28 protein-coding genes are annotated in these 24,376 nt (G+C 58.3%); 22 read left to right on the forward strand and 6 right to left on the reverse strand.

Annotated features, from left to right (window positions below):
- Positions 1-10 precede the first annotated feature (10 nt).
- The 20 genes from AP059_RS11945 (at position 11) to AP059_RS12040 (ending at position 14,361) form a co-directional block, all read left to right on the forward strand.
- The gene (locus tag AP059_RS11945) at positions 11-901 is read left to right on the forward strand and encodes a YopD family type III secretion system translocon subunit (protein ID WP_059765478.1); all 891 of its coding nucleotides are present in this window, start codon (positions 11-13) and stop codon (positions 899-901) included.
- Positions 902-1,024: 123 nt separating this feature from the next.
- Entirely contained in the window at positions 1,025-1,468 is a 444-nt protein-coding gene (locus AP059_RS11950; RefSeq protein WP_059765481.1) for a type III secretion system chaperone, read from the forward strand.
- A 7-nt stretch (positions 1,469-1,475) separates the two neighbouring features.
- The gene (locus tag AP059_RS11955; protein ID WP_048364092.1) at positions 1,476-1,721 is read left to right on the forward strand and encodes a T3SS regulon translocated regulator ExsE family protein; all 246 of its coding nucleotides are present in this window, start codon (positions 1,476-1,478) and stop codon (positions 1,719-1,721) included.
- On the forward strand, positions 1,718-2,122 hold the full coding sequence (locus AP059_RS11960) for a YscW family type III secretion system pilotin (protein ID WP_082706842.1): 405 nt from the start codon (positions 1,718-1,720) through the stop codon (positions 2,120-2,122). Before AP059_RS11955 ends, AP059_RS11960 begins: the two co-directional genes overlap by 4 nt.
- Positions 2,123-2,382: 260 nt before the next feature.
- Positions 2,383-3,195: a helix-turn-helix transcriptional regulator gene (locus AP059_RS11965; protein WP_059765484.1), complete on the forward strand. Its 813-nt coding sequence runs from the start codon at positions 2,383-2,385 to the stop codon at positions 3,193-3,195.
- A gap of 185 nt (positions 3,196-3,380) precedes the next feature.
- Entirely contained in the window at positions 3,381-4,148 is a 768-nt protein-coding gene (locus AP059_RS11970; protein WP_305728846.1) for a T3SS regulon anti-activator ExsD domain-containing protein, read from the forward strand.
- 22 nt (positions 4,149-4,170) lie between these two features.
- The gene (locus tag AP059_RS11975) at positions 4,171-4,593 is read left to right on the forward strand and encodes a YscB family type III secretion system chaperone (RefSeq protein ID WP_059765487.1); all 423 of its coding nucleotides are present in this window, start codon (positions 4,171-4,173) and stop codon (positions 4,591-4,593) included.
- Positions 4,581-6,383, forward strand: a complete 1,803-nt coding sequence (sctC, locus tag AP059_RS11980; RefSeq protein ID WP_082706843.1) for a type III secretion system outer membrane ring subunit SctC — start codon at positions 4,581-4,583, stop codon at positions 6,381-6,383. Before AP059_RS11975 ends, sctC begins: the two co-directional genes overlap by 13 nt.
- Before the next feature lies 1 nt (position 6,384).
- On the forward strand, positions 6,385-7,653 hold the full coding sequence (sctD, locus tag AP059_RS11985; RefSeq protein WP_256209824.1) for a type III secretion system inner membrane ring subunit SctD: 1,269 nt from the start codon (positions 6,385-6,387) through the stop codon (positions 7,651-7,653).
- The gene (locus tag AP059_RS22720) at positions 7,650-7,856 is read left to right on the forward strand and encodes an EscE/YscE/SsaE family type III secretion system needle protein co-chaperone (protein WP_238938223.1); all 207 of its coding nucleotides are present in this window, start codon (positions 7,650-7,652) and stop codon (positions 7,854-7,856) included. Before sctD ends, AP059_RS22720 begins: the two co-directional genes overlap by 4 nt.
- Positions 7,856-8,110: a type III secretion system needle filament subunit SctF gene (gene sctF / locus AP059_RS11995; protein ID WP_059765491.1), complete on the forward strand. Its 255-nt coding sequence runs from the start codon at positions 7,856-7,858 to the stop codon at positions 8,108-8,110. Before AP059_RS22720 ends, sctF begins: the two co-directional genes overlap by 1 nt.
- Before the next feature lie 2 nt (positions 8,111-8,112).
- The gene (locus AP059_RS12000; RefSeq protein WP_059765494.1) at positions 8,113-8,463 is read left to right on the forward strand and encodes a YscG family type III secretion system chaperone; all 351 of its coding nucleotides are present in this window, start codon (positions 8,113-8,115) and stop codon (positions 8,461-8,463) included.
- Positions 8,460-8,873 carry a YopR/YscH family type III secretion effector gene (locus AP059_RS12005; RefSeq protein WP_059765498.1) on the forward strand — a complete coding sequence of 138 codons (414 nt, stop codon included), beginning with the start codon at positions 8,460-8,462 and terminating at the stop codon, positions 8,871-8,873. Before AP059_RS12000 ends, AP059_RS12005 begins: the two co-directional genes overlap by 4 nt.
- Positions 8,873-9,211 carry a type III secretion system inner rod subunit SctI gene (gene sctI, locus AP059_RS12010; protein ID WP_059765501.1) on the forward strand — a complete coding sequence of 113 codons (339 nt, stop codon included), beginning with the start codon at positions 8,873-8,875 and terminating at the stop codon, positions 9,209-9,211. Before AP059_RS12005 ends, sctI begins: the two co-directional genes overlap by 1 nt.
- Positions 9,211-9,966: a type III secretion system inner membrane ring lipoprotein SctJ gene (gene sctJ, locus AP059_RS12015; RefSeq protein ID WP_120752336.1), complete on the forward strand. Its 756-nt coding sequence runs from the start codon at positions 9,211-9,213 to the stop codon at positions 9,964-9,966. Before sctI ends, sctJ begins: the two co-directional genes overlap by 1 nt.
- Positions 9,963-10,589 (forward strand): SctK family type III secretion system sorting platform protein, encoded by a 627-nt coding sequence (locus tag AP059_RS12020; protein WP_059765503.1) that lies wholly within the window; start codon positions 9,963-9,965, stop codon positions 10,587-10,589. The genes sctJ and AP059_RS12020 overlap by 4 nt, the downstream gene beginning before the upstream one ends.
- Positions 10,568-11,179 carry an HrpE/YscL family type III secretion apparatus protein gene (locus AP059_RS12025; protein WP_059765506.1) on the forward strand — a complete coding sequence of 204 codons (612 nt, stop codon included), beginning with the start codon at positions 10,568-10,570 and terminating at the stop codon, positions 11,177-11,179. Before AP059_RS12020 ends, AP059_RS12025 begins: the two co-directional genes overlap by 22 nt.
- Before the next feature lie 257 nt (positions 11,180-11,436).
- Positions 11,437-13,482 carry a patatin-like phospholipase family protein gene (locus AP059_RS12030; RefSeq protein WP_082706844.1) on the forward strand — a complete coding sequence of 682 codons (2,046 nt, stop codon included), beginning with the start codon at positions 11,437-11,439 and terminating at the stop codon, positions 13,480-13,482.
- A gap of 6 nt (positions 13,483-13,488) precedes the next feature.
- Positions 13,489-13,899, forward strand: a complete 411-nt coding sequence (locus AP059_RS12035) for a CesT family type III secretion system chaperone (RefSeq protein WP_238938224.1) — start codon at positions 13,489-13,491, stop codon at positions 13,897-13,899.
- Positions 13,900-13,974: 75 nt separating this feature from the next.
- The gene (locus AP059_RS12040) at positions 13,975-14,361 is read left to right on the forward strand and encodes an MAPEG family protein (RefSeq protein WP_059765509.1); all 387 of its coding nucleotides are present in this window, start codon (positions 13,975-13,977) and stop codon (positions 14,359-14,361) included.
- A gap of 10 nt (positions 14,362-14,371) precedes the next feature.
- Here the strand turns inward: AP059_RS12040 and AP059_RS12045 are convergent, their stop codons facing one another.
- The 4 genes from AP059_RS12045 to AP059_RS12060 all read right to left on the reverse strand — a co-directional run bounded on the left by AP059_RS12045 (position 14,372) and on the right by AP059_RS12060 (position 19,614).
- Positions 14,372-15,091 (reverse strand): 16S rRNA (uracil(1498)-N(3))-methyltransferase, encoded by a 720-nt coding sequence (locus AP059_RS12045; protein WP_048402237.1) that lies wholly within the window; start codon positions 15,089-15,091, stop codon positions 14,372-14,374.
- Between the two features lie 61 nt (positions 15,092-15,152).
- Positions 15,153-16,559, reverse strand: a complete 1,407-nt coding sequence (locus AP059_RS12050) for an adenosylmethionine--8-amino-7-oxononanoate transaminase (protein ID WP_059765512.1) — start codon at positions 16,557-16,559, stop codon at positions 15,153-15,155.
- A 134-nt stretch (positions 16,560-16,693) separates the two neighbouring features.
- Positions 16,694-17,905, reverse strand: a complete 1,212-nt coding sequence (locus AP059_RS12055; RefSeq protein ID WP_059765514.1) for a pyridoxal phosphate-dependent aminotransferase — start codon at positions 17,903-17,905, stop codon at positions 16,694-16,696.
- A complete protein-coding gene (locus tag AP059_RS12060) occupies positions 17,902-19,614 on the reverse strand; it encodes a pyridoxal-dependent decarboxylase (RefSeq protein WP_131811521.1) in 1,713 nt (570 codons plus the stop codon). Before AP059_RS12060 ends, AP059_RS12055 begins: the two co-directional genes overlap by 4 nt.
- 387 nt (positions 19,615-20,001) lie before the next feature.
- Between AP059_RS12060 and AP059_RS12065 the strand changes: the two genes are divergently transcribed.
- Positions 20,002-20,553, forward strand: a complete 552-nt coding sequence (locus AP059_RS12065; protein ID WP_059765520.1) for a cytochrome b — start codon at positions 20,002-20,004, stop codon at positions 20,551-20,553.
- A gap of 32 nt (positions 20,554-20,585) precedes the next feature.
- A complete protein-coding gene (locus AP059_RS12070; RefSeq protein WP_059765523.1) occupies positions 20,586-21,161 on the forward strand; it encodes a YceI family protein in 576 nt (191 codons plus the stop codon).
- 115 nt (positions 21,162-21,276) lie between these two features.
- Here AP059_RS12070 and AP059_RS12075 read toward each other — a convergent pair whose 3' ends face one another.
- Complete coding sequence (locus AP059_RS12075; RefSeq protein WP_048402240.1) at positions 21,277-23,130, reverse strand: DEAD/DEAH box helicase; 1,854 nt, start codon at positions 23,128-23,130, stop codon at positions 21,277-21,279.
- A gap of 370 nt (positions 23,131-23,500) precedes the next feature.
- Positions 23,501-24,346 carry a methylenetetrahydrofolate reductase [NAD(P)H] gene (metF, locus tag AP059_RS12080; RefSeq protein WP_059765526.1) on the reverse strand — a complete coding sequence of 282 codons (846 nt, stop codon included), beginning with the start codon at positions 24,344-24,346 and terminating at the stop codon, positions 23,501-23,503.
- Between the last annotated feature and the right edge of the window lie 30 nt (positions 24,347-24,376).

The following is a 24,376-nucleotide window of genomic DNA, read 5'->3' on the forward strand; positions in this document are numbered from 1 at the left end:
GAGCCACAACATGATGATTGATATGAGTGTCAGCCCTCGGGCGCTGGGCGAAGTCGGCGCAGCCGCTGCTGTTGAAAAAAGCCCGGCACCGGTCAGCCGTGAAACAGCCCACGGCGCAGCCGCTTTGGCGGCACCTGCCACCAGCCCGGCCGGTAGCATCGAACTGGTGAAACCGACGCAAAACTTCAACCCCGTCAGCCTGGGCAAAGTCACCAGCGAGCTGGACACCACGGTTGAGCTGATGGTGCTGTTGTTTCGCATCGCACAAAAAGCCCGCGAGATGGGCGTGCTGCAACGTGACAGCGAAAACACCGCGATTATCGACGCGCAAAAATCCCAGGTGGCTGAAATGCGCTCGGGCGCCAACCTGATGATTGCGATGGCGGTCATCTCCGGGATCATGGCGGTGGGTACGGCGATTATTGGCGCGGTGGGCGCCAGCAAAAATGGCAAAGCCATCAAGCAGGAAGGCCAACTGGAAAAGTCCATTGCCGGACGCAATGAATTAATCGACGCCAAGATGCAATCGTTGGGTAAAACCACTGACGCAGAGCGCAAAACTGTCGCGGCACCGTGGGCGCAAGCGCAAGAATTTGATAGCAGCCTACTTAATAGGACAGGAAAGAAGATAGACACGCGCAATACCACTTTCCAGGCCATCAATGGTGTTAACCAATCACTGGGGCAAATGGCCAATACTTCGGTGCAAGTGCGCCAAGGTGAAGTTCAGGCCAACGCCAAAGAAGATGAAGTGGATGCGTCAATTGCACAAAGCCGCAAACAGATAGTTGATGAACAACTGAGTTATAACTCTAATTCCATGAAAGAGCTGATCCAGACACTTCATGAACTCTCACAAAACTACGTGGCCGCGTGGAGAGCCGCTGCTGCAGTTGTTTGATTCAGCGTCATAAGTAAGAAAAGAGCCACAGAGATGTGGCTTTTTTCTTAAAAGATAAGTCTACCAGTGACAAAATCAGGTTGTGACCTGGTGCTAGCATTCGCCTAGTCCGAGGAGACAAGCATGGATTTAACGATCAGGGTTAATCGGCTGCTGGCCGAATTTGCCAATCGCAGTGGGTTGCCCACCTTGTCGCTCGACGCTGACGGGGTCGCGACGTTGCTGTTTGATGAGCAGTTACACGTGACGCTGGTGCTTTTGGGTGGCCGTCACCGGCTGGTCATGGAAGCCAATGTGGCCGGTCTGGAGGCATTGGGTGAAGGTATTTTTCGCCAGTTGGCGAGCTTCAACCGTCGCTGGTATCGCTTCGATCTGCATTTCGGTTTTGATGAAACCACCGGCCAGGTGCAGCTGTATGCCCAGTTGCCGGCCGCAGAATTGACGCTGGAAAACTTCGAGAAAACGCTGGCCAATTTGCTGGACCATGCCGAGTTCTGGCAGCAGTTATTGCCTGAACAAGCGTGTGTCACACCGCAGGCCGCCAAGCCTGCGGGCATGAGGGTGTGAACCTGTCATGAAGATCGAAAGCGCGGGGGTTTCACCTTTATCCGTGAGTGAAGCCCCGACAGAGGCGGGGACATTCCACGGGCGTACGCTGAACGCGGGGGCCAACCCCTCAGCTGCACCCGTCACGCTGGCCGAACTGCTGGACTGGCTGGGCACTGAGTTGCCCACCAGCCCCAAGAGCGAACAGCACTTGCAGCGATTGCTGGACGGCGATATCACGCCTTTGTATGAACGCCGGGTTCGGCGGCCATGAGGCGCGTGGCGACCTGCGCATTGGTCGCCAGTGCGCTGCTGGGCTGTGTCAGCCACCCCGCCGCCCCCGAACACACGCTTGACCTCACAGGGACAGTGAGCAGCCGCCTGGTCTTGACCCAGGGGGCCTATGTGCGTATTCGCGTGTATGAAGTCAGTCAAGGGCAACCTCGCAAGGTCGCGACGTCCGACTATCGGGTGTCAGCCTTACCGCTGGGTGTGCAGTTCAAAGTGCCTGCGACGAAGGATCGTCAGTGGCTGATTAAAAGTGAACTGGCGTGGTCACAGGCAGGTTCGGTTCAAGCACGCGGGTGGCAACAGGTGGTACCGGGCCAAGCGGTGCACCTGCAACTGAGCCCTTTAACGTGTTACCCCAATTGCCGTATTAACCGCCCGCAGTAATACCGTGTTGCACGTCTGGTTATAAATAATTAAACGATTTCGGATTGCAGCCGAAACACCGAACAGTTCGACTCATATTGAGCGGTTCATTGAATAAGAGTAATTATTCTAAATTTGAATAATTACTCTTATTCATGACCTGGCTTGCTTTCTAGAATCAGCAATATGCGAATTTACGCATGTGCATGGAGATAGAGTGTGCTCATACGTCTGTCAGTAATGACGCGTCGATACGCCGCACACGTTCAGGATCACTACCTATGCAAGGTGCCAGTTTACGTGGCCAACGAATAACGCAGTGCCGATGGTGTATACCCGCCTTCGAGTTCATGTCCAACACCGAAGAAGGAATTGTTGTACTCATTGAAGGCAGCCTGACGGTTCAAGATGTCAATACAACGCTTAGTTTGGCGCCGGGTGAATTGATCTTTGCCCGACGTGGTAATTACGTGGTAAGTACGGGCGGGCAAGAAACGCGCGTACTTTGGATCCCTTTATCGGTCACGCGTTTGCAAAGTTTTGTACAGCGCTTTGGCGCGTTGCTCAGCGAAGTGGAGCGCTGTGAAGAACCGGGGAGCGGGATGATTGCATTTGCCAGCACACCGTTGCTGGCCGACTGCATAAAAGGGCTCAAAGGCTTGCTGGTGCATGAGCACCCGCCCGCGCTGGCGGTGTTGCGCACGGAAGAGTTGCTTATGTTGCTGGCATTCAGCCCGCAAGGACCGGCGTTGATGGCGGTGTTGCGCCAGCAGGGCAATCGCCATGTGGAGCGCCTGCAAGCTTTTATGGAAACCCATTACCTGCAAGAGTGGCGTTTGAGTGAGTTCGCACGCGAGTTTGGGATGGGCCTGACCACGTTCAAAGAGTTGTTCGGTTCGGTCTACGGCGTATCACCCAGGGCCTGGATCAGCGAACGGCGGATTTTGTATGCGCATCATCTGCTGCTCAACAGCGAAATGAGCATTGTCGACATCGCGATGGAAAGCGGTTTTTCCAGCCAGTCGTATTTCACCCAGAGTTACCGCCGCCGGTTTGCCTGCACACCCAGCCGTTCGCGGCAGGGCAAAGAATAGCCCCGGACTAAAAAAAACGGACGTTTATTGCAAGTCACTCGCGCCCCTCATCAGTAAGATTGCCACGCAACGCAAGACCCTGATGTGCGTGTCACGTAACAAAACAGTCAAGGCAGAGAATGAGCCAGGAAGACCCAAATCAAAGTCCCCGCCAAGGGATGTTCGCCGGCCGGCGCGTCTCTGTCGTGAGCCAGGAGGCGCGCGCGCGGGGAAATGTCGCCGGTTGTATTTCGGGCAAGGTGTACCGCGACGGCGACATCATCAGCGCCCGGCAGCTGATGCTCATGCAGCGCCTGTTACCCCGCGAGCAACTGGAGCAGCTGTTTCAGTCCAATTGGTTGCAACAGCGTCTGGCACGCGGCATGGCGCTGGAGCGCGGTGACGTGCAATTGGTGCTGAGCAAGGCCCGCGAGCAAGGGGCTAACTGGTGTGAATGGTTGGGCGACCGAATCAATCTGGCCAGCCCGCAAACCTTGATTGACTGGGTACTGTTGCCGGTCTACAGCTGGTGGGAAAGCCTGTTTGACGAGGCGATCCCGAGCTGGCGAGCGTCGTTGATCGAGTTCGAAACGCAGGCCCGGCAGTTGCGCATCAAGGCGCAGTTCTGGCGCCAGGCCAACGATGCCGATCCGCAATTGGTCGCACATGAACTGGCAGAAGTGGCACGCCGTCAGGTCGACACTGAAATCGCAATGGCCGAGCTGGCGCGCAAACTGGGCGTTATCTCCGAGCAGGCCCGACACGCGTGGCCCAACTGGCATCAAGGCGTGGCGGTACTGTTGGCCGATGGCAAGCTGGATGGTTTTTCACCGGTGCCACTGGCGCTTATCTCCTTGTGGGAGCCGCTGATCAAACTGGACGAAGACGCGAGCGCTGCCGACGCCGTTCAGCACTGGCTGCACGAACGCAGCCTGTGTCAGGCCCAGGATCACTTTTACTGGCAAGGCTCCTGACCGCCCGCTGCACTGAGGACTCATGGAACGTTTATTGACTGGATTGGCCGCACGTACCGGCCAAGGGCCTTTTGTTGCCGATCGAACGGGGGTGTATCACCTGCGTATTGATGGCCACAGCCTGTTTCTTGCGCGCCAGGGTGGCGATCTGATCGTTCACAGCCCTCTGAATTGGCAGGCCCGCGCCGACGCCGCCAACCAGCGTGACGTGCTGCGTTCGCTGCTGGAACACGTCACACGCTGGAGCCGCCGCTACCCCCAGGCGCTGGTGCTGGATGACAAGGGCCATTTGCTGCTTGAAGCCCGCCTTGAATTGGCTGCCCTTGAGCTGGATGAACTTGAACGGGTGGTGGCCGCGCAAGTAGGCATTGTGGAGTCGATCACACCCGATTTGCAGCAGGCTGCACTGGCCCCTCAATGGACCCAAACCTTATGGCGTCCCTGAACTGGCTGCGCGCTGCGGCATGGCTGCTGATGGGCGCGGCGCTCCCGGCCGCCGCGCAAGAGCTGGACTGGGCACCGTTGCCTTACCACTACGTCGCCCAGGGTGAAAACCTGCGCGATGTGTTGATCAACTTTGGCGCCAACTACGACAGCCCGGTCATTGTCAGTGACAAGGTCAACGATCAGGTCAGCGGCCGTTTCGACCTGCCCACGCCGCAAGACTTCCTGCAACAAATGACCTCGCTGTACAACCTGATCTGGTACTACGACGGTGCCGTGCTGTACGTGTTCAAAAGCACCGAGATGCAGTCGCGACTGATCAAGCTCGAACAAGTCACCGAGTCTGACCTGCAACAGGCTTTGCAGGCTGCGGGCGTATGGGAGCCGAGCTTTGGTTGGCGTTCAGGCGGCGACGGGCGGCTAGTGTATGTCTCTGGCCCGGCGCGTTATCTGGATGTGATCGAACAAACCGCGCAGGCCCTTGAACAGCAATCCACCCTGCGCAGCGAAAAGACGGGCGACTTGTCGGTGGAAATTTTCCCGCTCAAATACGCCTCGGCCGAAGACCGTCAAATCAAATACCGCGAAGACGATATTCAAGCACCGGGTGTCGCCACGATCCTGGCCAAAGTGCTGGGCGATGCCAATGTGGTGTCGGTGGACGGTCAAACCAGCGGCGCCCGCCCGCCTGCCCGCTCCGGGCGCGCGGTGATTCAGGCAGAGCCTTCGCTCAACGCGATTGTGGTGCGTGACAGCGCTGAACGCATGCCGATGTACAAACGCTTGATCGAGGCACTCGACCGGCCTTCGGCGCGCATCGAAGTGGCGCTGTCGATTGTGGACATCAACGCCGAAAACCTCGCCGAACTGGGCGTGGACTGGCATGTGGGCATCGGTCTGGGGCCAAAAAAACTGATTGATATTCGCACCAGCGGCTCTGGCGCCCAAGGGCAGCAAGCCCCCGGCGCCAGCCTGGTCGACAGCCGTGGCCTGGACTTTTTGATGGCTCGCGTCACCTTGCTCGAAAGCCAGGGCCGCGCGCAGGTGGGGTCGAGACCGACTCTGCTAACCCAGGAAAACACCTTGGCGGTGATTGATCACAGCGAAACCTATTACGTGAAAGTGACCGGTGAACGGGTCGCGGAACTGAAGTCCATCACCTACGGCACCATGCTGAAAATGACCCCACGGGTGATTCAGCTTGGCGACAAACCTGAAATCAGCTTGAGCCTGCACATCGAAGACGGCAGCCAAAAACCCAACAGCTCCGGCCCCGAGGGCATCCCGACCATCAACCGCACCGTGGTCGACACCGTGGCCCGCGTCGGGCACGGCCAAAGCCTGTTGATTGGCGGTATCCACCGCGACGAACTGAGCGAAGGTGTGCGCAAAGTGCCGCTGCTCGGTGACATCCCTTATGTGGGTGCGCTGTTTCGTTTCAAGTCCAACTCGGTTCGACGCTCGGTGCGTTTGTTTTTGATCGAACCGCGCCTGATTGACGATGGGCTGGCGCATTACGCCGCGCTGGGCAGCCAGCGGGGTTATCTCGATGACTTGCTTAATGTCGACCAACTGTCCAATCAGAGCCTGGACCTGGCCAGCGCCCTTGGCGCGACCCAATGTCAGGCACTCAGCAGCGCCCGGTTGCTGCAACAAAAACTGCAACAGGCGGCTAAAAGCTCGCACTTGTCGGCCTGCCGCATGGACGGCGAAAGCCGTGGCTGGCGTGTGATTGAAGGCGCCTGTGATGACTCGGTGGCGCACTGCGTTCGCCCGCTGAAGCAGCCCTGACATGAGCTGGAAGATCCGCTTCTACAGCGGCCTGAATCAGGGGGTCGACGTCCCGTTGAGCACCGGTCGGCTGGTGATCGGTTCAGACCCGCTGAACGCCGATCTGGTGCTGGTGGATGACGGTATCGCAGCTCGGCATCTGGTGCTTGAGGTCGACCCCCAAGGCATACGCCTACTGGAATGGGAGGCCACACACGAACCGACCCAGGACGGCGAACCCGTGCAGCCCGGCACCGTGCTGCAAGCGTTGGCCGCGCAACAATGCGGGCCTTTGAGCTGGGCTTACTGCGCTCAAGAGCGCACCTTTGCCCCGCTGCAACCGATCGCCAGCCGTGCGCAAGAGCGGCGTACCGTGCGCCGCAGCGCGCATTGGGGCGGACGTTTGATGGCCGGTTTCAGTGTGCTGTTGCTGCTGCTTTTGATTGGTTTGCTGAGCGATCCGTGGTCCAGCGTCAAGAGCGGCATGGCCAATGAAGACCGGCTGCTGGGCGTACAGATGTTCCTGGCTGACAAACCCTACCAACACCTACAGATCGACACCACGCAAGCCGATGGCACTGTGGTATTGAGCGGTTATCTGGACGACAACCGCAGCCGTTTGCTGCTGACCCAATACCTGGAAAAAACCGGCCTGAATTATCGACTGGACGTGCGCAGCATGGAAGAAGTGCGCCAGGGCGTGGACTTCATCCTGCAAAAGTTTGGTTACTTGCGGGTACGCAGCACACCCTCGCCCAACGCCGGCTGGATCATGCTCGAAGGTGAGCTGGCGCAGCAAGACGAGCACTGGCTCAACATCGAGGCGCTGCTGATGGCCGACGTGCCCGGTTTGCTGGGCGTGGACAATCGCGTGCGCCTGGCCGGCTCCCACATCAAGCGACTCGAACAATTGCTCAGTGACGCGCAGTTGACCTCGGCCCTGAGTTACACCGATCAAGGCGAGCGCATCGAACTGCGCGGCCAGCTCGACGAACGTCAACTGGGCGAGTTCACCCACTTGCAGCGCGAGTTCAGCCGTGAGTTTGGCACCCGCCCAACCCTGGAGCTGGTCAACCGTTCACGCCGGGGCAACGTCGAAGAACTGGCGTTCGTGGTACGCGGCGTGTCGCTGGGCAAGGTGCCCTATGTCGTCCTCAACGACAGCCAGAAATACCCGGTCAACGCCTCAACCGCTAACGGCGTGCGCGTGCTGTCGATCACAGACGAGGCAATTGTGGTCAGTCGCGGCAAACAGCAATTCATCATCCACCTCAAAGGACAAACACCATGATGACCGCATTGGAGCAACGCCTGAGCCGCGAAGGCGCGGGTTATCACACGCAGCTGTGCAACCGGCTGGAGCAGGCACAGAACGACTGCAAACGGCGCTTGCAGCAAGGCGCCAACCCGACGCAATACCAACAATGGCAACAGGAGGCGCAAGCAATTGATGCTGCCCTCAGCATCCTCAACACCCTTAAAGGAGCTTTGTGATGGCCGCTATTTTCACCAACAGCACCACCAACACCCTCGATCAGGTCGCCGAACAGCTCAAGGCCCAGGCCAATACCGCCAACACCGATGTAACGGCCGCGATTACCGCCCTCGATACCAATAACGGGGACAACCCGGCGGTGCTGGCAGACCTGCAACACAAGCTCAACAAATGGTCGGTGATCTACAACATCAACTCCACGGTGACCCGCTCCATGAGAGATCTCATGCAGAGCATTTTGCAGAAGATCTGAGCATGGACAGTTCATTGAAAGGGCTTTTGGCCGAAGTGGCGCTGGCTGGCACGGGGCATCATTGTCACGCCTACGCCGAACAAATCGCCGACTGGCTGGAGCAGGTTGAACACCAGGACGAAGCCGCGTGCCTGATTCGTCTCTCCAGCCTGATGAATCGCGGCGACTATCAACAGGCGCTGATTGCAGCACAAGGCAAAGAGTGGCCGTCGCTGTCACCCTGGCTGGCCTTGTGCGAGTGGCGGCTGGGGATGGGGGCTGCGCTGGACCGGCGTTTGGCACAGTTGGCGCAGAGCGACGACCCGCGACTGGTGCAGTTTGCCGAAGGCATGCGCCACCCGGAGGGGCCATGAACCCGGTGGACCCGCTGGCGTTCAACCGTGAGCGGGTGCCAGGCACGCTGAACCCCACCGCGCCCGCCAGACCGGCCGACACCCACGCTTTTGAACAGGCGATGCAAACGCCTGTCGAGGCCACCAAACCGGTGAGCGCCGTCACCTTGCAGGTGCTCCAAACCCTGCAAGCCAACGCGGGTAATGATGAACAGGCACGCCTGGCGCTCAAACACCTGATCAAGCAAGACGCGCCTTTTGCCAAGCAGCAGCAAGAAGCGCTGCTGCGCGTGCTGGGCGAGATAAAACCCTTGCCGGACACCACCGGCGCAAGCCGCGTGATCAACACCGAACTCAGGCACCTGATCCCCCTGGCCGGGATGATCGACCACCTGATGCGCCATACCCACAAACCCGACCTGGAGTCGTAATGGACATCAGCCAGATCAGCCAATCGGTGGTCACCAACCTTGAAGAACTCAAACCGAGCGGTGCCAGCGCACAACACGTGGCCGATTTCGATCACGCAATGGGCAACGGTTCCAGCAGTTTGGGCGGTAGCTTCTTGAGCGAAATCGGGCAGATCAAAGAGAACTTCACCCAAGCCAAAAACGAGCTGAAAGTGCAGTTGTCGACCCCCGGTGACGACCCCAACAGCCTGATGCAAATGCAGTGGTCGCTGATGCGCATCAGCATGCAGGAAGAGCTGATCGCCAAGACCGTCGGCCGCATGAGCCAAAACGTCGAAACCTTGATGAAGACCCAATGATGCGTGGCGTTAAACCGAGGGTGAAATACCTGCACCGTACCCTGCTGCTGGCAGCCTTGTTGGCACTTGCCGGGTGCAAGATCGAACTGTACGCCGGAGTCAGCCAGAAGGAAGGGAACGAGATGCTCGCCTTGCTGCGTTCCGAAGGTATTTCGGCCGATAAACAGCCGGACAAGGAAGGCAAAATCAAGTTGTTGGTGGAGGAGTCGGACATCGCCCAAGCGGTGGACGCACTTAAGCGCAAAGGTTACCCGCGCGAGAGCTTTTCAACGCTCAAAGATGTGTTCCCCAAGGACGGATTGATCTCTTCGCCGGTTGAAGAGCGGGCACGGCTGAACTACGCCAAGGCTCAGGAAATTTCTCGCACCCTGTCTGAAATCGACGGCGTGCTGGTGGCGCGGGTGCATGTGGTACTGCCTGAAGAACGCGACGGGCTGGGCAAAAAATCCTCCCCCGCATCAGCCTCGGTGTTTATCAAACATGCGGCGGATATCCAGCTCGACGCCTACATCCCGCAGATCAAACAACTGGTCAACAACGGCATTGAGGGTTTGAATTACGACCGCATCAGCGTGGTGCTGGTGCCCTCGGCCGATGTGCGTCAGGTGCCCTTGGCGCCGCACTATGAAACCTTCTTCTCGATTCAGGTCACAGAGGATTCACGCGGGCGTTTGATCGGTTTGTTTGGCGTGCTCATCACGTTGCTGCTGGTGAGCAATGCCGCGCAGTTTATGTGGCACCGGACCAAGGCATGACCCGCAGTTTGACCCCTTACCAGCTCAGGTTTTGCCCGGCGCGCTACATCGACGAGGCGCACCTGCCGCACGCCTTGCTCGCCGTGTGCGACGCCCTGCCCGACTGGCGTCAACGCAGTGCGATCAATGCCTGGCTGCTCGATGAGCTGGCGTTGACCATTGACTACCCACTGGCCCCCCAGCTCGGCGGGCTGGCGTTGTTTGGCCACGCTGCGTTGCAACACACCCTGCGGTGCCTGGGGGGCTTGCTGCATGGGCATGCATTGCGTCATGCACTGACGGCGCGTGAATCGCAACGCGTGCAGGCCGCGCTGGGCGACGCCGGGCATCGCTACTGCCTGCAACAGGTGGACATGATCATCGGCCTGTGGCCTGCGGGGTGGCAAAGCGCCTTGCCCGACGGCGATTTGAGCGTGTACCTGCAAACCAGCGGCCTGGAGTTTTGGTTGAGCGCCGCCGGTGAAGCGGACGGCGGATTTGCCCGCCGCTTGCGCCTGCGCCTGCCGCCCGGCCCACCTTCTCGCTCAGCCGCATTACCGGCTGAAAACCCCGCATTGGCACGGGCGCTATGCCTCAAAGTTGCCCGACAGGTGAGTCCCGAATGTTGCCATTTATTGAAATAAAAAGTGATCAGGTGCTGCTCGCCCCCGATCAAGTGCTGCTGCGCAGCGCGGACTATCAGGGCTACCTGACAGCCAATCAACTGGTGGAGCTGGCACGCGAGCGCGCGCAAGCCATCGAGCAAGGCGCGCATGATGTCTACCAACAGCAGAAGGCACTCGGCTGGCAGGCGGGCGTCGAACAAGCGCGCATCCAGCAAGCCACGTTGATCCAGGAAACCCTGGTGCAATGCAACCAGTATTACCGCCAGGTTGAGCAGCAGATGAGCGAGGTGGTGCTGCAAGCCGTGCGTAAAATCCTCAAGCAATACGACAACACTGAACTGGCGCTGAGCGTGACCCGCGAAGCGTTGTCGCTGGTGAGCAATCAAAAGCACGTAATCCTGCACGTTCAGCCTGAGCAAGTCGTGGCCATGCGCGAGCAAGTGTCGCAAGTGCTCAAGGACTTCCCCGAAGTGGGGTACGTCGAAGTGGTGGCCGATGCACGCCTGGACCAGGGCGGCTGCATTCTGGAAACTGAAATCGGCATCATTGATGCCAGTGTCGACGGTCAATTGGCAGCCCTGGGCCTGGCCCTGAAAAAGCCGCTTTAAGTTGACCGTGTAGTCGCTGTCGAGGTACGAGGCTGCGATCAATCAACCCGGGGGGATCAGGCACACCGTACTCATCGCGTGTACGACCGCTTCGCGCCCGGGCCCAGCCTCGTAATACTCGACAGTGGCTACAGGTATCGCTGGGTTATCGCGATTCTCGCAAAGTGACAAAAATGCGCCTGATACTAAAAAAGCCGTTGAAACGATTCCCTTAAGCTTTGCGCCATCAAGGACCTCAGGTTCTCCAAGGAGCGCATATGAAAATTCAGTCCACCCCGCCCGCCGGTCTCAATCCGGCTATCGCCGATACCCCGCCGCCTGCCGCGCAAACCCCGAAAGCCAAGTTATCCACAGACCCGATCGGCCAAAGCCTGAGCAGCGCGCTGAAAAGCGCCTCGGCGATTGTGATCAAAGATCAACTGCCAGACGTGGGCCGTATCAAGCTGGTAACGCCACAGCCACAAGGGGCCGCACACACCGTGGCCGAGCAGGCGGGCCAGCGCCAACTGACCTTGCGCCGTTTCGACAACGGCGTGGCGCAACTGGAACTCAGCCGCCCGCCTTTGACCAGCCTGGTGTTGAGCGGTGGTGGTGCCAAAGGTGCCGCTTACCCTGGGGCGATCAAGGCTCTGGAAGACAACGGCGCACTGGACGGTATCCGCAGCATGTCGGGGTCTTCCGCTGGCGGCATCACTGCTGCACTGCTGGCATCGGGCATGGGCGCGTCCGAATTCAAAACCCTGTCCGATGGCATGGACCTGATCGGCTTGCTCGATAGCACCCACAAAAAACACAAGCTGTTCCAGCGCATTTGCACCGAGATCGGCAATCTGGCGCAAAAGTATTTGCCCAAAATCGGCAGCTTCACGCAGTTGATTCTCAACGTGTTGCCGCGGGTTCAGTCCGAAGCCATGCCGCTGGAAAAAGTGCTGCGCGACGAATCGTCCAAAGCCGTGCTGGGGCAGATCAACGCTCACCCGCAGCTGGCCAATCAACCCGCGATTGCCGCCATCGCCCGCAAGCTGGAACAAGGCGGGGTTGTCACGTTCGGGGATCTGGCGCTGCTGAGCAGGCACATCCCGCAGATCAAGGAGCTGAACATCACCGGCACCGCGATGTTCGAAGGTCGCCCGCAGATGGTGATGTTTAACGCCAGCCTCACGCCGGACATGAGCATTGCCCGGGCGGCGCATATTTCGGGTTCGTTCCCGGTCGTGTTCAAACCGGTGGATGAACAGGCACAGCCGTTTCAGGCCGAAGGCGAACACACTCAATTCAAGGACGGCGGCGTGATGCTCAACGTGCCCGTGCCGCAGATGGTCGACAAGTCGTTCAACACCAGCCCGCTGCGTCAGTCGGACAATCTGATCCTCAAGTTCGAGGAGGAAGAAGGCGTGGCGCCTGACCGTGGCGGCCGTATCGGCGGCGCCTTCACTGACTGGTTGGTGGGCGCGCCTGTGGCCGCGCGGGTGATCCTGCAAAACGAAGCGCTGAGCGGGCATGACGACCAAACCGTGACCGTGCCGCTGAAAACCGAGAAGGGCGATTTCAGTACCACGTTTGGCGGCACGCTGAATTTCAGCATGCCGGACGACATCAAGAACCATCTGCAAGAACGCCTCGATCAGGCCGTCAGCGGCCACCTTGAAAACCGCAGCCAGTCTCGTGAGCAATACACCTTTGCCTCGATGGAAGAGGCGTTGATGGCACTGGATGACGAGATGCTCACCAGCTTGAGTGCACAAGACCCGGCCAGCGCCGGTGAAGTGTTGCAGTTCCGCCAGCAGGCACGCGATGCGTTCAGCCAATTGACCGTGGCGATTGTGGCGCAAAACGAGACCCCGGCCGGTCTGAAGCTCAACGACGTCATGCGCGGCGCGTTCACCCAACTGGACGCATTGGCCTCCACGCCCGAACGCAAGGAGTGGCTGGCCAAGGAACTCAATCACGCCGATAACGCCGATCACCAGCAATTGCTCAGTGCTGTGCGTGGTCAGGCCATTGAGTCGCCGGTGCTCAAAGCAGCGGTCGCCGAGATGCAACTGCGCACCGTCGCCGTGGTGGCCGACAACATCCGCAAGGAAGTCATCTTCCCGTCGCTGTACCGTGCCGGTCAGCCTGACGCCAACGTCGCCCTGTTGCGTCGCGCCGAACACAGTCTGGCCCGTGCCACGACGCCTGCGCAGGTGAACCAGGCGCTTGACGACATTATTGAGAACTATGGCGCGCGCAATAAACCGTGGAGCAAGCCCATCAGTTCCACCACGATTGACATGGCCAAGGCCTGGCGGATGGCGGGGTAAGCACACATGATCCTAGAGAAATGGTTAGACCAATGGGGCATCAGCCTGCCCGCTCACGACGCCGAGACCTGCCGCCTGCAAGTGGCCGATGACCCGGAGTTGGTGCTGGAAAAGATCCAGGGCGGCTGGCTGATGGCAATGCGCCTGGGCAGCGTCCCCAGCCCGATGCTTTTAGGGGTGCAGTTACAACTGCTGCAAGCCAATGGCCCGTTTTGTGCCTTGGCACCGGTGCATCTGGCGGCCGACAGTGCAGGGGATCTGGTGCTGTGGGTGGAGGTGCAGGAAGGGGCGGTGGACGTGCCAACCTTGAACCAGTGGTACGCCAAGCTGTGTCAGGGCCACGCGCACTTCAGCCCGCTGCTTGAAGCCGTGGTGGATCGGCCACAGCCGGTGTCAGGCGCGCGTTTGTTCGTTTGACCGCACAAACAGTACCCGCCCAGAGGGCTGTTTGACGTATAAACAGCCGTCATCCCCTAAAAAAAGGAAGTTCCAATGACGGTTGCCTTCTGGTGTGTGCTGATTGCCTTGTGTTTGCCGTACGTGTGTACCGCGGTTGCCAAGTTCAGTGGCGGTCGATTCGGGCCTCGGCAAAACCATGATCCTCGGGCGTTTCTGGACACCCTCGACGGTTTTGCCAAACGCGCCCACAGCGCGCAACTCAACAGCTTCGAAGTGACACCGGCGTTTGCCGCAGCGGTGATCATTGCCGACATCGTTGGCAACGCCCAGCCCGTCACCCTTGATGTGCTGGCAGTGCTGTTTATCACCAGCCGCCTGCTTTACATCATTTGCTACCTAGCTGACTGGGCTCTGTTGCGTTCACTGGTGTGGTTCATCGGCATGGGGCTGATTGTCAGCTTCTTTTTCGTGTCGATGTAAGCCCCCGCGCTTAGAAATCGCCCCACAGCTGTTGCGCCACGGCCAGCGCGACGACGGGGGCGGTTTCTGTGCGCAGCACCCGAGGCCCGAGACGTGCCGGTTGATAACCGGCGGCTTGGGCCTGCTCGATTTCGGGGTCGGTCAAACCGCCTTCAGGGCCGATCAGGAACGCCAGCCGTGAAGGTTTGGCGTGACTGACCAATGGCTCGGCCACCGGGTGCAGCACCAGCTTGAGATCCGCCTCGGTGGTTTTGATCCAGTCGTTGAGCACTACCGGCGGATGAATCACCGGCACTCGCGAACGGCCACATTGCTCGCAAGCGCTGATCGCCACTTGTCGCCAATGCGCCAGGCGCTTGTCGGCACGTTCGTCCTTGAGCCGCACTTCGCAACGTTCACTCATGATCGGCGTGATTTCATTGACCCCAAGCTCGGTGGCCTTTTGAATCGCCCAGTCCATACGTTCACCACGGGACAAACCCTGGCCGAGGTGGATGAACAGCGGGGATTCGATCTGCCCGGCGAAGGTTTCGTCCAACAGCACGCGCACGCGCTTTTTGCCGACCTCCAGCAAACGCCCCAAAAATTCGTGGCCCGAGCCATCGAACACTTGCAAGGCGTCACCTTCAGCCATGCGCAGTACGCGGCCAATGTAATGCGCCTGTGCTTCAGGCAACTCATGCTCACCGAGGCTCAAGGGCGCATCAATGAAGAAACGGGACAATCTCATGTCAATACTCTGGAAAAAATGCGCTTTGTAGGGGCGAACTCGCCCCTACGCAAAATAGGCGTTAGCCCGGATCACGAAAATCCGGGTGAAAGTTCGACGGGACCGCCACGCGGATGTCGCTGCGGGTCGCAATGTCGATGCCTTCAGTGGCCACCTCAGCCAAAAAATCGATCTGTTCTGGCGTGATCACGTAGGGCGGCAAGAAATACACCACGCTGCCCAAGGGACGCAACAGCGCGCCGCGCTCCAGTGCATGCTGAAAAACCTTAAGCCCACGGCGCTCTTGCCACGGATACGCCGTTTTAGTGGCTTTGTCCTGCACCATTTCAATGGCCAGCACCATCCCGGTCTGGCGCACTTCTGACACATGCGGGTGATCCACCAGATGCGCGGTCGAGCTGGCCATGCGCTGCGCGAGGGCCTGGTTGTTCTCAATCACGTTGTCTTGTTCGAAGATGTCCAGCGTCGCCAGCGCCGCCGCACACGCCAGCGGGTTGCCGGTGTAGCTGTGGGAATGGAGGAAGGCGCGCAAGGTCGGGTAGTCGTCGTAGAACGCGCTGTACACCTCATCAGTGGTCACACACGCGGCCAGCGGCAAATAACCGCCGGTCAACGCTTTGGACAGGCACAGGAAGTCCGGGGTGATACCGGCCTGCTCACAGGCGAACATGGTGCCGGTGCGGCCGAAGCCCACGGCGATTTCGTCATGGATCAGGTGTACGCCATACCGGTCGCAGGCTTCGCGCAGCAGCTTGAGGTACACCGGGTGATACATGCGCATGCCGCCCGCGCCTTGTATCAGTGGCTCGACAATCACCGCGGCCACCGTGTCGTGGTGTTCGGCCAGGGTCTGTTCCATCGCCATGAACATGTTGCGCGAATGCTCTTCCCAGCCCATGCCTTGAGGGCGCAAGTAGCAATCGGGGCTGGGCACCTTGATGGTGTCGAGCAGCAGCGCCTTGTAGGTTTCGGTGAACAAAGGCACATCGCCCACCGACATCGCTGCCATCGTCTCGCCGTGATAGCTATTGGTCAGCGTGACGAAACGCTTTTTGTTTGGCTGGCCGCGGTTGAGCCAATAGTGAAAGCTCATCTTCAGTGCAACTTCAATGCACGACGAACCGTTGTCGGCGTAAAAGCAGCGGGTCAGACCCTCGGGGGTCATCTTGACCAGGCGCTCGGACAACTCGATCACCGGTTGATGACTGAAGCCCGCCAGAATCACGTGCTCCAGTTGATCGACCTGATCTTTGATGCGCTGGTTGATGCGCGGGTTGGCATGGCCAAACACGTTGACCCACCAGGAACTCACGGCATCCAGATAACGCTTGCCCTCGAAGTCTTCCAACCACACGCCTTCACCGCGCTTGATCGGGATAAGCGGCAATTGCTCGTGATCTTTCATTTGGGTGCAGGGGTGCCACAAAACGGCTAAGTCGCGCTGCATCCACTGATTATTCAGGCCCATTTCCACTCTCCTGGCGCTGGCTCCCGGCGTGTGCGGGCAAACAATCGCGCAAGCCTATGCAATGCGCGAGCGTGTCACAAGCCATTGCGCACCCGCTGTGCGCCTCAACCACTCGAAGGCAAACCCTGGCTGCGCTATCGCGTATTGAGAAACCAGGTGCGTAAACGCTCAAACACACAGGCCAGCACGCCATCGTTGTGCACCAAGGCAATGCGCACATAGCCTTTGCCAGCAGGGCCGAAGGCACTCCCCGGCGTGACGAGCAGCCCTGTTTCGTCGAGAAGTGATTGAGTAAACGCCACATCACACGCGGGCACCACATGCCCAGGCAACTGAGCCCACAAAAAGAACCCGCCCTCTGGGGCTTCAACCTTCCAGCCCAAGGCGTTAAACGCTTCAACGGCAAGGGTTATCCGGTGTACATAACGTTCGCGGATAGGGCCTGACACAGATTCGAGCTGAGTCAGTATTTCGGTAGCCACGCGCTGAAAAGGCAAAAACATCCCAAAGTCGCTATTGAATTTAAGACGCTTCATCGCCTCAATCATTGACGGCGCCCCCAGTGCGAACCCCATACGCCAACCCGCCAGCCCGCATGACTTGCTCATGCTGTGAAGTTCAATCATGCAGGCCATGGCACCCTCCAGGTGTAAACCGGCGCCACGCAACATGCCCTCATCCGGGGCAACCTGCAATTCCGCATAGGCCCTGTCCAAGATCACGCGAAGCGAGTGCTGCCGGGCAAATGCCACGGTGCGTTGCAGAGTCTGTTGCGTGAGTATTGTTCCGGTCGGATTATTGGGCGAACACAGCACCACTAACCGTGCACGCGTCAGTTGCTGCGGCGTAATCAGACAGACATCCGGCTGGCCGTGTTCGTCGCACGGAAAGTACGCCACACGCGCACCGATCTGCTCTGCACAGGCGTGATAAACGCTGTATGAAGGCGCAGGCAGCAATACGGTGTCACCGGGTTTCAAGAAGGCGAACAGGGCGTAAAAGATGCCCTCTTTGCTGCCCAGCAGATCCAGTACGTGATGCCCGGCATCCAGCGGCACAGCGCTTGCACCTTCAAACCGGCGCTGATAGTAAGCAATCACTTGCTGACGCAATGCTTGATTGATATCAGGCCTGAACTCAGCGTAACCATGCAGTTGCGGGTCTTTTATGTGATGAATCAAGCGCTCTTGCCAATACCCGGCAGGCAGCACATCGGGGTTACCCACAGACAGGTCTATCAATTCAGGTAAAGCCCCGCCACTGCTTAACTGACGCTGTCGATACTGCTGAGTCATGGTTTTGAGCAGGACAAAGCCCTCGGCGGGAGGGCGTTGGGAGCGAGTCATCTGATGGGCTTTTCAAAATCACACATCGACTCACCCTCCAGGCGTTGGCGATACGCTGTTTCGAACACCTCTTTTTGCTGTGCAATTTGCGCCAACACCCAGTCCCAATCGTCGGAGGTCATCTCGGTGTTGCAAGGCGTCAGCAGAAAGGCGGTCGTGATGCGAGCCGGATCATTATTGATTCTGTAGTGAGGCACGATGCTGAACAACGGGAACATCTCACCGGCATTGGTGATGTCCCAGCAATGCTGCATGAACTGTTTGGCCACAGACTCATGGCTGTCACTGTCGCGCAGTAAGTCAGGCGCGAAAGGAATCAAAAAAACAACTTCATGCCCCAACGTCAGGTCATTGACCTGAGTAAACAGCCCCTGCCTTTTAATGGCCTCAGTCAGCGCATCGCGCGCGTGTTGCAGCTGTAATGCATACCCCGACACACCTAACCGACCATACTTTTTTAATACCACCCAACTGGCAAGAATCGCACCCGCAGAGCGGGAGTTTTCAAACGTATAGCGATACGCTCGAAACTGTCCTTTGTCGAAGTCCTTGTCACTGAACTTATAGTGACCATCGCCCAACTCATCCATAAAACGACGGTCTTGGCTGATGAAGTAACTGTTGTTATAGGGGCACATACCGGTCTTATGAAAATCAACACCGAAGGAATCAAAGTGTCCAATACCTGCAAAACGTTCACAGAGGGTCTTGAGACGATGCATCGCTGGCGCACCAATAGCGCACACTGCCGCCAGCCGCTCCAGGCCTCCCTTCAATAAAGTGAAGTAGACCCAGCCAATGACGCTGTCCAGGTGCAGATACGGTCGGTAGCTCAAGCCTTGCATGGCAACAAAATGGTCCACCACTGCCTTGACCTCACGCGTGTCATCACAGTTGAAATTGATCGTTGTACCGCCGCAACAAATGACCGCCGCTACTTTTTTACCCTGCTCATGCGCTTTGTTCAGCGCTTGTAACAAGGCCTGTGGACACATTTGTCCCTGTGCATTAGTCGATACACGCCAGCAGTTGGCGGAGCCCAAACCTAATTGGCTGGCAATATGTTCTACGCAGTAATGCCCGCCTTCACTGCACAAAATGACCGTGTCGCCTGGCAGGCCGTTAATCAGAGAGTGCGGCGTTATTCGACTCAGGGCCGCGCGGATGGCGTACATGAGGGTGATTTTTCCACCGCTGCATGCGATCCCCATTGCACTGTCCCAGCCCACCCATTTACCCACGGTGCGCGCCACCTGTTGCTCGACCAACAAGCTCTCGCCTGCGAACCCTTCCATCAAACAGTTGATGTTGTAAGCCGTGGCTAAATTCGCCGCCGCCGTGGCGTCAACATCCGGTTCTGCAATGATATTGAACAGGGCATATTTAGAGTGTGGGCGGATAGCGCCATTAAAAAAACGCGCCACTTCTTTCAACAAATCAGGTGCTGAAAGTGCGAAATCCTGCGTATCCGCCACGGCGTCCAGAAAGTTGAAGTGGCGTTGCGCAAAACGAGGGGGCGGCGTTATCGAGGGGGCTGATCGTTTATCCACCCACGCGCCGGACGACGTTAAACCCTGCACATACTCATCAAATTCCAGCAGGCGTTCAGTCATCGCCAGCGCGCTGCTCGACGGTCGGCTTTTTACCCCAACAGGCGGGTTATTACGTTTTAGAACAACCGACATAAAAAGACCTTTTAGTTCAGCCAAAGCGATTAAAACGGCTGGCGTTTTCGAGGCAAAATCTGTCGGTCATACGTGTTCATATCAAGCGCTAGTATGTAACTTGCTTTTGGACATAAAACGATACGCCCAGCCCAAGCCCATGCCTGCGGGAGTGCACGGGCAAGGTGTGGCGTACAAGCCACATCATTGCTGATTGTTTATCGCGAGCTGACGCGCGTGGGGTCTGACTGTTTTGCTCTGCCACCTCCCGAATGGGCAGCTCCACCTCGGTTACATCCGGTTTAATATTCCCTTAACCTCTTTGGGTAAGGTTACAGATCGTATTTATCGATACCTTACAGCGAAAAAATGCGCTTTCATTCGATAGGTAAACCATTAGTCTTAGGCCCAAGTTCCTACAGGATGTCGGCAATGCAGCTACGTAACTCTTCTTCTCGCTATGGCGCTGTCAGCGTTTTCTTGCATTGGTCTGTTGCGTTGGCGGTATTTGGATTATTCGCGCTGGGCTTGTGGATGGTCGGTCTCGACTACTACAGTCCTTGGCGTAAGGAAGCACCTGACCTGCATAAAAGCATTGGTCTCACGCTACTGGCGGTGATGGTCATACGTGTGGTGTGGCGCTGGATCAGCCCGGCACCGCCCGCTTTGGCCAGTTACAGCCGTGCTACCCGCATCGGTGCCACGCTCGGCCACGGTTTTTTGTATCTAAGTTTGTTCGCGGTAATGATTGCCGGCTACCTTATTTCCACCGCTGAAGGCGTGGGTATACCGGTTTTCGGGCTGTTTGAAGTGCCTGCACTGGTTTCCAGTCTGCCCGACCAGGCGGATGTGGCAGGTGTCGTGCACTTGTACCTGGCCTGGACCGTGGTGATTTTCGCCGGTTTGCATGGTCTAGTCGCACTCAAGCACCACTTTATTGATCGTGATGCGACCCTGACTCGTATGCTGGGGCGTAAAGCCTGATATTCAACCTCAACTCAAAAGGAATAGAACGCATGTTGAAAAAAACACTCGCCGCTTTGGCACTGGGTACTGCACTGCTGTCGGCCGGCCAGGTCATGGCTGCTGACTACACCATCGACAAAGAAGGCCAACACGCCTTTATCGACTGGAAAGTCAGCCACCTGGGCTTCAGCTTCATTCACGGTACGTTCAAGGACTGGAGCGGCACATTCTCGTGGGACGCCGCCAAGCCTGCTGACAGCAAAATCGACGTCACCCTGAAAACTGCCAGCCTGTTCTCGAACCACGCTGAACGTGACAAGCACATCGCCAGCAAAGATTTCCTGGACGTGAGCAAGTACCCGCAAGCCACCTTCAAGTCGACCAAAGTGGTGCCGACTGGCGAGAAAACAGCTGACGTGACGGGCGACCTGACCTTGCACGGCGTGACTAAGCCAGTAACGTTCAAAGCGACGTTCAACGGCGAAGGCAAAGATCCATGGGGTGGCGAACGCGCAGGCTTCAACGCGACCACGTCTGTCAACCTGAACGACTTCGGCATCAAGTCCCCAGGTACAGACCAGACGCTGACCCTGGATATTTCGCTGGAAGGTGTGAAAGCCAAGTAATAGCGCTTTCGTACAGATGAAAAACGCCCTGACTCGTGAGAGTCGGGGCTTTTTTATACCCAAACAAAAACGCCCCCGATCGTGCGATCGAGGGCGTTTTTTATCAGCCGTTTACTCAGCGGTTGCGGGTCAGCAACGCTGGTTTTTCACCGCGAGGGCGGTTCGGCAGTTGATCAAGCTGCTCAGGCGTCGGGAAGCGGTCGCTTTTCGACTCTTTGTGCATGATCTTTGGCTGGCTCTCGCGAGGACCTTTAACGGCTGGCTCTTGACGGGCATCGTCACGGACCGGGCGATTCTCGCGGCGGGCCTGACCGTCTCGCGGTGCGCCGCTGCGTGGGCCATTGCGCTTGGCTGGCGGTGTGCCAGTGGTCGCGCCACTGCCTGTGCGCGGGCCACTTGGACGAGCGCCGTTACGCGCAGCGGGAGCAGCCCCTGTACCCTGCGCCGGAGCGCCTGGACGGCGACCGCGGCTCTGGTTGTTTTTGTTCTGGTAGGGGCTGACGTAATCAGCGCGGTTACCAAAGTTATCCACATCGTCATCACGGAACTCGTCCGGGGCGCGGTTAGCGTCCTGACGCGGTGCCGATGGCGCTGACTGCTGACGTGGCTCACGGGCGGGCGTGCCTTCACGTGGCTTTTGCTCACGGGCCGGACGCTCACCGCGTGCGGCGGCAGGCTTTTCTTTACCCTTGTCCTTACCTTTGTCCTTACGACCACCGCCGCCGCCATTAGGACCGTCACCGCGTGGGCCGCGTGGTGGGTTGCGCGGGTTACGCACATCCGGACGCTCGCGCACTTCAGGCTTTTCAGCTTCGATGGTGCTGGAGTCAAAACCCATCAGGTCGCCATCGGCGATTTTCTGCTTGGTCATGCGCTCGATGCTTTTCAGCAGTTTTTCTTCATCCGGGGCAACCAGCGAGATCGCTTCGCCCGAACGACCGGCACGGCCTGTACGGCCAATACGGTGAACGTAATCTTCATCGACGTTAGGCAACTCGAAGTTCACGACGTGCGGCAGTTGGTCGATGTCCAGACCACGCGCGGCGATGTCGGTCGCTACCAGAATGCGCACACTGCCGGCTTTGAAATCAGCCAGCGCTTTGGTGCGCGCGTTTTGGCTCTTGTTACCGTGGATGGCCACAGCGCTAAGGCCGTGCTTGTCCAGGTATTCGGCCAAACGGTTGGCGCCGTGCTTGGTACGGGTAAATACCAGAACCTGTTCCCATGCACCGGCCGTGATCAAGTGCGCCAGCAAGGCACGCTTATGACTGGCAGGCAGGCGGAATACGCGTTGCTCAATACGCTCGACCGTGGTGTTGGGCGGCGTGACTTCAATGCGCTCAGGGTTGCGCAACAACTTGCCGGCCAGGTCGGTGATGTCCTTGGAGAACGTCGCCGAAAACAGCAGGTTCTGACGCTTGGACGGCAGACGGGCGAGAACTTTTTTCACGTCATGGACGAAGCCCATGTCGAGCATCCGGTCTGCTTCGTCGAGTACCAGGATTTCAACGTGGGACAGGTCAACGCTGCCTTGGCCGGCCAGGTCGAGCAAACGACCCGGGCATGCCACCAGCACGTCAACACCACGGGCCAGCGCCTGAACCTGAGGGTTGGTGCCGACACCCCCAAACACGCAAGCACTGACGAACTTCAAGTCGCGGGCATAGAGCTTGAAGCTCTCGTGCACCTGGGCGGCGAGTTCGCGAGTCGGGGTCAGGACCAGTACGCGCGGTTGACGCGGACCGTGACGCTGGGATTTGTCTGGGTGACCGTTGGGGAACAGCTTTTCCAGGATCGGAAGAGCGAAACCGCCGGTTTTACCAGTACCTGTCTGAGCCGCAACCATCAAATCGCGACCTTGCAACACGGCGGGAATGGCCCGCTGTTGCACCGGAGTAGGCTCGGTATAGCCCGCTGCTTCAATGGCGCGGACTAAAGCCTCGGAGAGACCGAGGGAAGCAAAGGACATGAGTAATCCTGTTCTAGTTAGGGCTTGGCCCAAAGGGATAGTCTTGCCTGGCGTGAATGGCGTTTATAGGAGACGCAATCCCGTCCGGTCCTGCTTCGGTCCTGAAGGTCCATTCGCACCGCTCGCGCTGGCAAGTGCTGCGCAGTAGCGGGGTTGAATGCCTTGTACAAGGACGAGCGGCCGGGCGTAAGCCTGGCGGAAAGCCCGCAGTATAACAGAGCATTCACGGCGCGCCGATTTCATGCTGCTCAACGGCTGGTTGCGCTAAATAACCCCGGAGCGCTGCCTGCGATAAGGCTCGAAGAGTCCTCAGGCAAACGGGTTGCTTCACAACCCTTCGCAACCTTGGGCAGCGACTACAGGGTACGGATTAGCGCGGAAGGTTCAGGTTGTTCCAGATCGCCAGGCTCGGCTCGGACTGGTTCAAGGTGTAGAAGTGCAGCCCCGGTGCGCCACCGTCGAGCAGGCGTGCGCACATGTCACTGATGACTTCTTCGCCAAACGCCTGAATGCTCTGCACGTCATCGCCATAGGCTTCGAGCTGCTTGCGAATCCAGCGTGGGATTTCAGCGCCACAGGCGTCAGAGAAACGCGCAAGTTTGCTGTAGTTGGTGATCGGCATGATGCCCGGCACGATCGGAATCGTGACGCCCGCCTCTTGAACGCGCTCAACAAAACGGAAATAGCTGTCAGCGTTGAAGAAGTATTGGGTGATCGCGCTGTCAGCACCGGCATGGGCCTTACGCACGAAGTTGGTGATATCGTCTTCGAAATTACGCGCTTGGGGGTGCATTTCCGGGTACGCGGCGACTTCAATGTGGAAGTGGCTGCCGCTCTCTTCACGAATGAAGCTCACCAGATCATTGGCATAACGTAGCTCGCCGCTGGCCATGCCCATACCCGAAGGCAGGTCGCCACGCAGCGCAACAATACGCTTGATGCCTGCGGCCTTGTACTGTGCCAACAGGCTGCGCAAATCGTCCTTGCTGTCGCCAACGCAGGACAAATGCGGGGCCGCAGGTACGTTTACTTCGCTCTCCAGTTGCAGCACGGTGTTGATCGTGCGGTCACGGGTAGAGCCACCGGCACCGTAGGTGCAGGAGAAAAAATCCGGGTTGTAGGTCGCCAATTGGCGAGCCGTGTTCATCAGTTTTTCATGTCCAGCATCGGTCTTGGTCGGGAAGAACTCGAAGCTGAAACGACGGTCTTGAGACATGGGAATACCCTTGCATACGCGCAGGCGGTT

It is taken from the genome of Pseudomonas sp. TAA207 (assembly GCF_001529285.1).
GTDB lineage: Bacteria > Pseudomonadota > Gammaproteobacteria > Pseudomonadales > Pseudomonadaceae > Aquipseudomonas > Aquipseudomonas weihenstephanensis.

Excerpts from the sequence above, each read along its gene's own strand:
- AP059_RS12070 (WP_059765523.1), top strand. The coding sequence starts at position 20,586 with ATGTTGAAAAAAACACTCGCCGCTTTGGCACTGGGTACTGCACTGCTG.
- AP059_RS12045 (WP_048402237.1), bottom strand. The coding sequence starts at position 15,091 with ATGAGATTGTCCCGTTTCTTCATTGATGCGCCCTTGAGCCTCGGTGAG.
- AP059_RS12050 (WP_059765512.1), bottom strand. The coding sequence starts at position 16,559 with ATGGGCCTGAATAATCAGTGGATGCAGCGCGACTTAGCCGTTTTGTGG.
- AP059_RS12055 (WP_059765514.1), bottom strand. The coding sequence starts at position 17,905 with ATGACTCGCTCCCAACGCCCTCCCGCCGAGGGCTTTGTCCTGCTCAAA.
- sctC (WP_082706843.1), top strand. The coding sequence starts at position 4,581 with ATGGCGTCCCTGAACTGGCTGCGCGCTGCGGCATGGCTGCTGATGGGC.
- AP059_RS12000 (WP_059765494.1), top strand. The coding sequence starts at position 8,113 with ATGGACAGTTCATTGAAAGGGCTTTTGGCCGAAGTGGCGCTGGCTGGC.
- sctJ (WP_120752336.1), top strand. The coding sequence starts at position 9,211 with ATGCGTGGCGTTAAACCGAGGGTGAAATACCTGCACCGTACCCTGCTG.
- AP059_RS11960 (WP_082706842.1), top strand. The coding sequence starts at position 1,718 with ATGAGGCGCGTGGCGACCTGCGCATTGGTCGCCAGTGCGCTGCTGGGC.
- AP059_RS12065 (WP_059765520.1), top strand. The coding sequence starts at position 20,002 with ATGCAGCTACGTAACTCTTCTTCTCGCTATGGCGCTGTCAGCGTTTTC.
- AP059_RS12040 (WP_059765509.1), top strand. The coding sequence starts at position 13,975 with ATGACGGTTGCCTTCTGGTGTGTGCTGATTGCCTTGTGTTTGCCGTAC.
- AP059_RS11955 (WP_048364092.1), top strand. The coding sequence starts at position 1,476 with ATGAAGATCGAAAGCGCGGGGGTTTCACCTTTATCCGTGAGTGAAGCC.
- sctI (WP_059765501.1), top strand. The coding sequence starts at position 8,873 with ATGGACATCAGCCAGATCAGCCAATCGGTGGTCACCAACCTTGAAGAA.
- AP059_RS12025 (WP_059765506.1), top strand. The coding sequence starts at position 10,568 with ATGTTGCCATTTATTGAAATAAAAAGTGATCAGGTGCTGCTCGCCCCC.
- AP059_RS12005 (WP_059765498.1), top strand. The coding sequence starts at position 8,460 with ATGAACCCGGTGGACCCGCTGGCGTTCAACCGTGAGCGGGTGCCAGGC.
- sctF (WP_059765491.1), top strand. The coding sequence starts at position 7,856 with ATGGCCGCTATTTTCACCAACAGCACCACCAACACCCTCGATCAGGTC.
- AP059_RS11975 (WP_059765487.1), top strand. The coding sequence starts at position 4,171 with ATGGAACGTTTATTGACTGGATTGGCCGCACGTACCGGCCAAGGGCCT.
- AP059_RS12075 (WP_048402240.1), bottom strand. The coding sequence starts at position 23,130 with ATGTCCTTTGCTTCCCTCGGTCTCTCCGAGGCTTTAGTCCGCGCCATT.
- AP059_RS12020 (WP_059765503.1), top strand. The coding sequence starts at position 9,963 with ATGACCCGCAGTTTGACCCCTTACCAGCTCAGGTTTTGCCCGGCGCGC.
- AP059_RS11945 (WP_059765478.1), top strand. The coding sequence starts at position 11 with ATGATGATTGATATGAGTGTCAGCCCTCGGGCGCTGGGCGAAGTCGGC.
- AP059_RS22720 (WP_238938223.1), top strand. The coding sequence starts at position 7,650 with ATGATGACCGCATTGGAGCAACGCCTGAGCCGCGAAGGCGCGGGTTAT.
- AP059_RS12035 (WP_238938224.1), top strand. The coding sequence starts at position 13,489 with ATGATCCTAGAGAAATGGTTAGACCAATGGGGCATCAGCCTGCCCGCT.
- sctD (WP_256209824.1), top strand. The coding sequence starts at position 6,385 with ATGAGCTGGAAGATCCGCTTCTACAGCGGCCTGAATCAGGGGGTCGAC.
- AP059_RS11965 (WP_059765484.1), top strand. The coding sequence starts at position 2,383 with ATGCAAGGTGCCAGTTTACGTGGCCAACGAATAACGCAGTGCCGATGG.
- AP059_RS11950 (WP_059765481.1), top strand. The coding sequence starts at position 1,025 with ATGGATTTAACGATCAGGGTTAATCGGCTGCTGGCCGAATTTGCCAAT.
- metF (WP_059765526.1), bottom strand. The coding sequence starts at position 24,346 with ATGTCTCAAGACCGTCGTTTCAGCTTCGAGTTCTTCCCGACCAAGACC.
- AP059_RS12030 (WP_082706844.1), top strand. The coding sequence starts at position 11,437 with ATGAAAATTCAGTCCACCCCGCCCGCCGGTCTCAATCCGGCTATCGCC.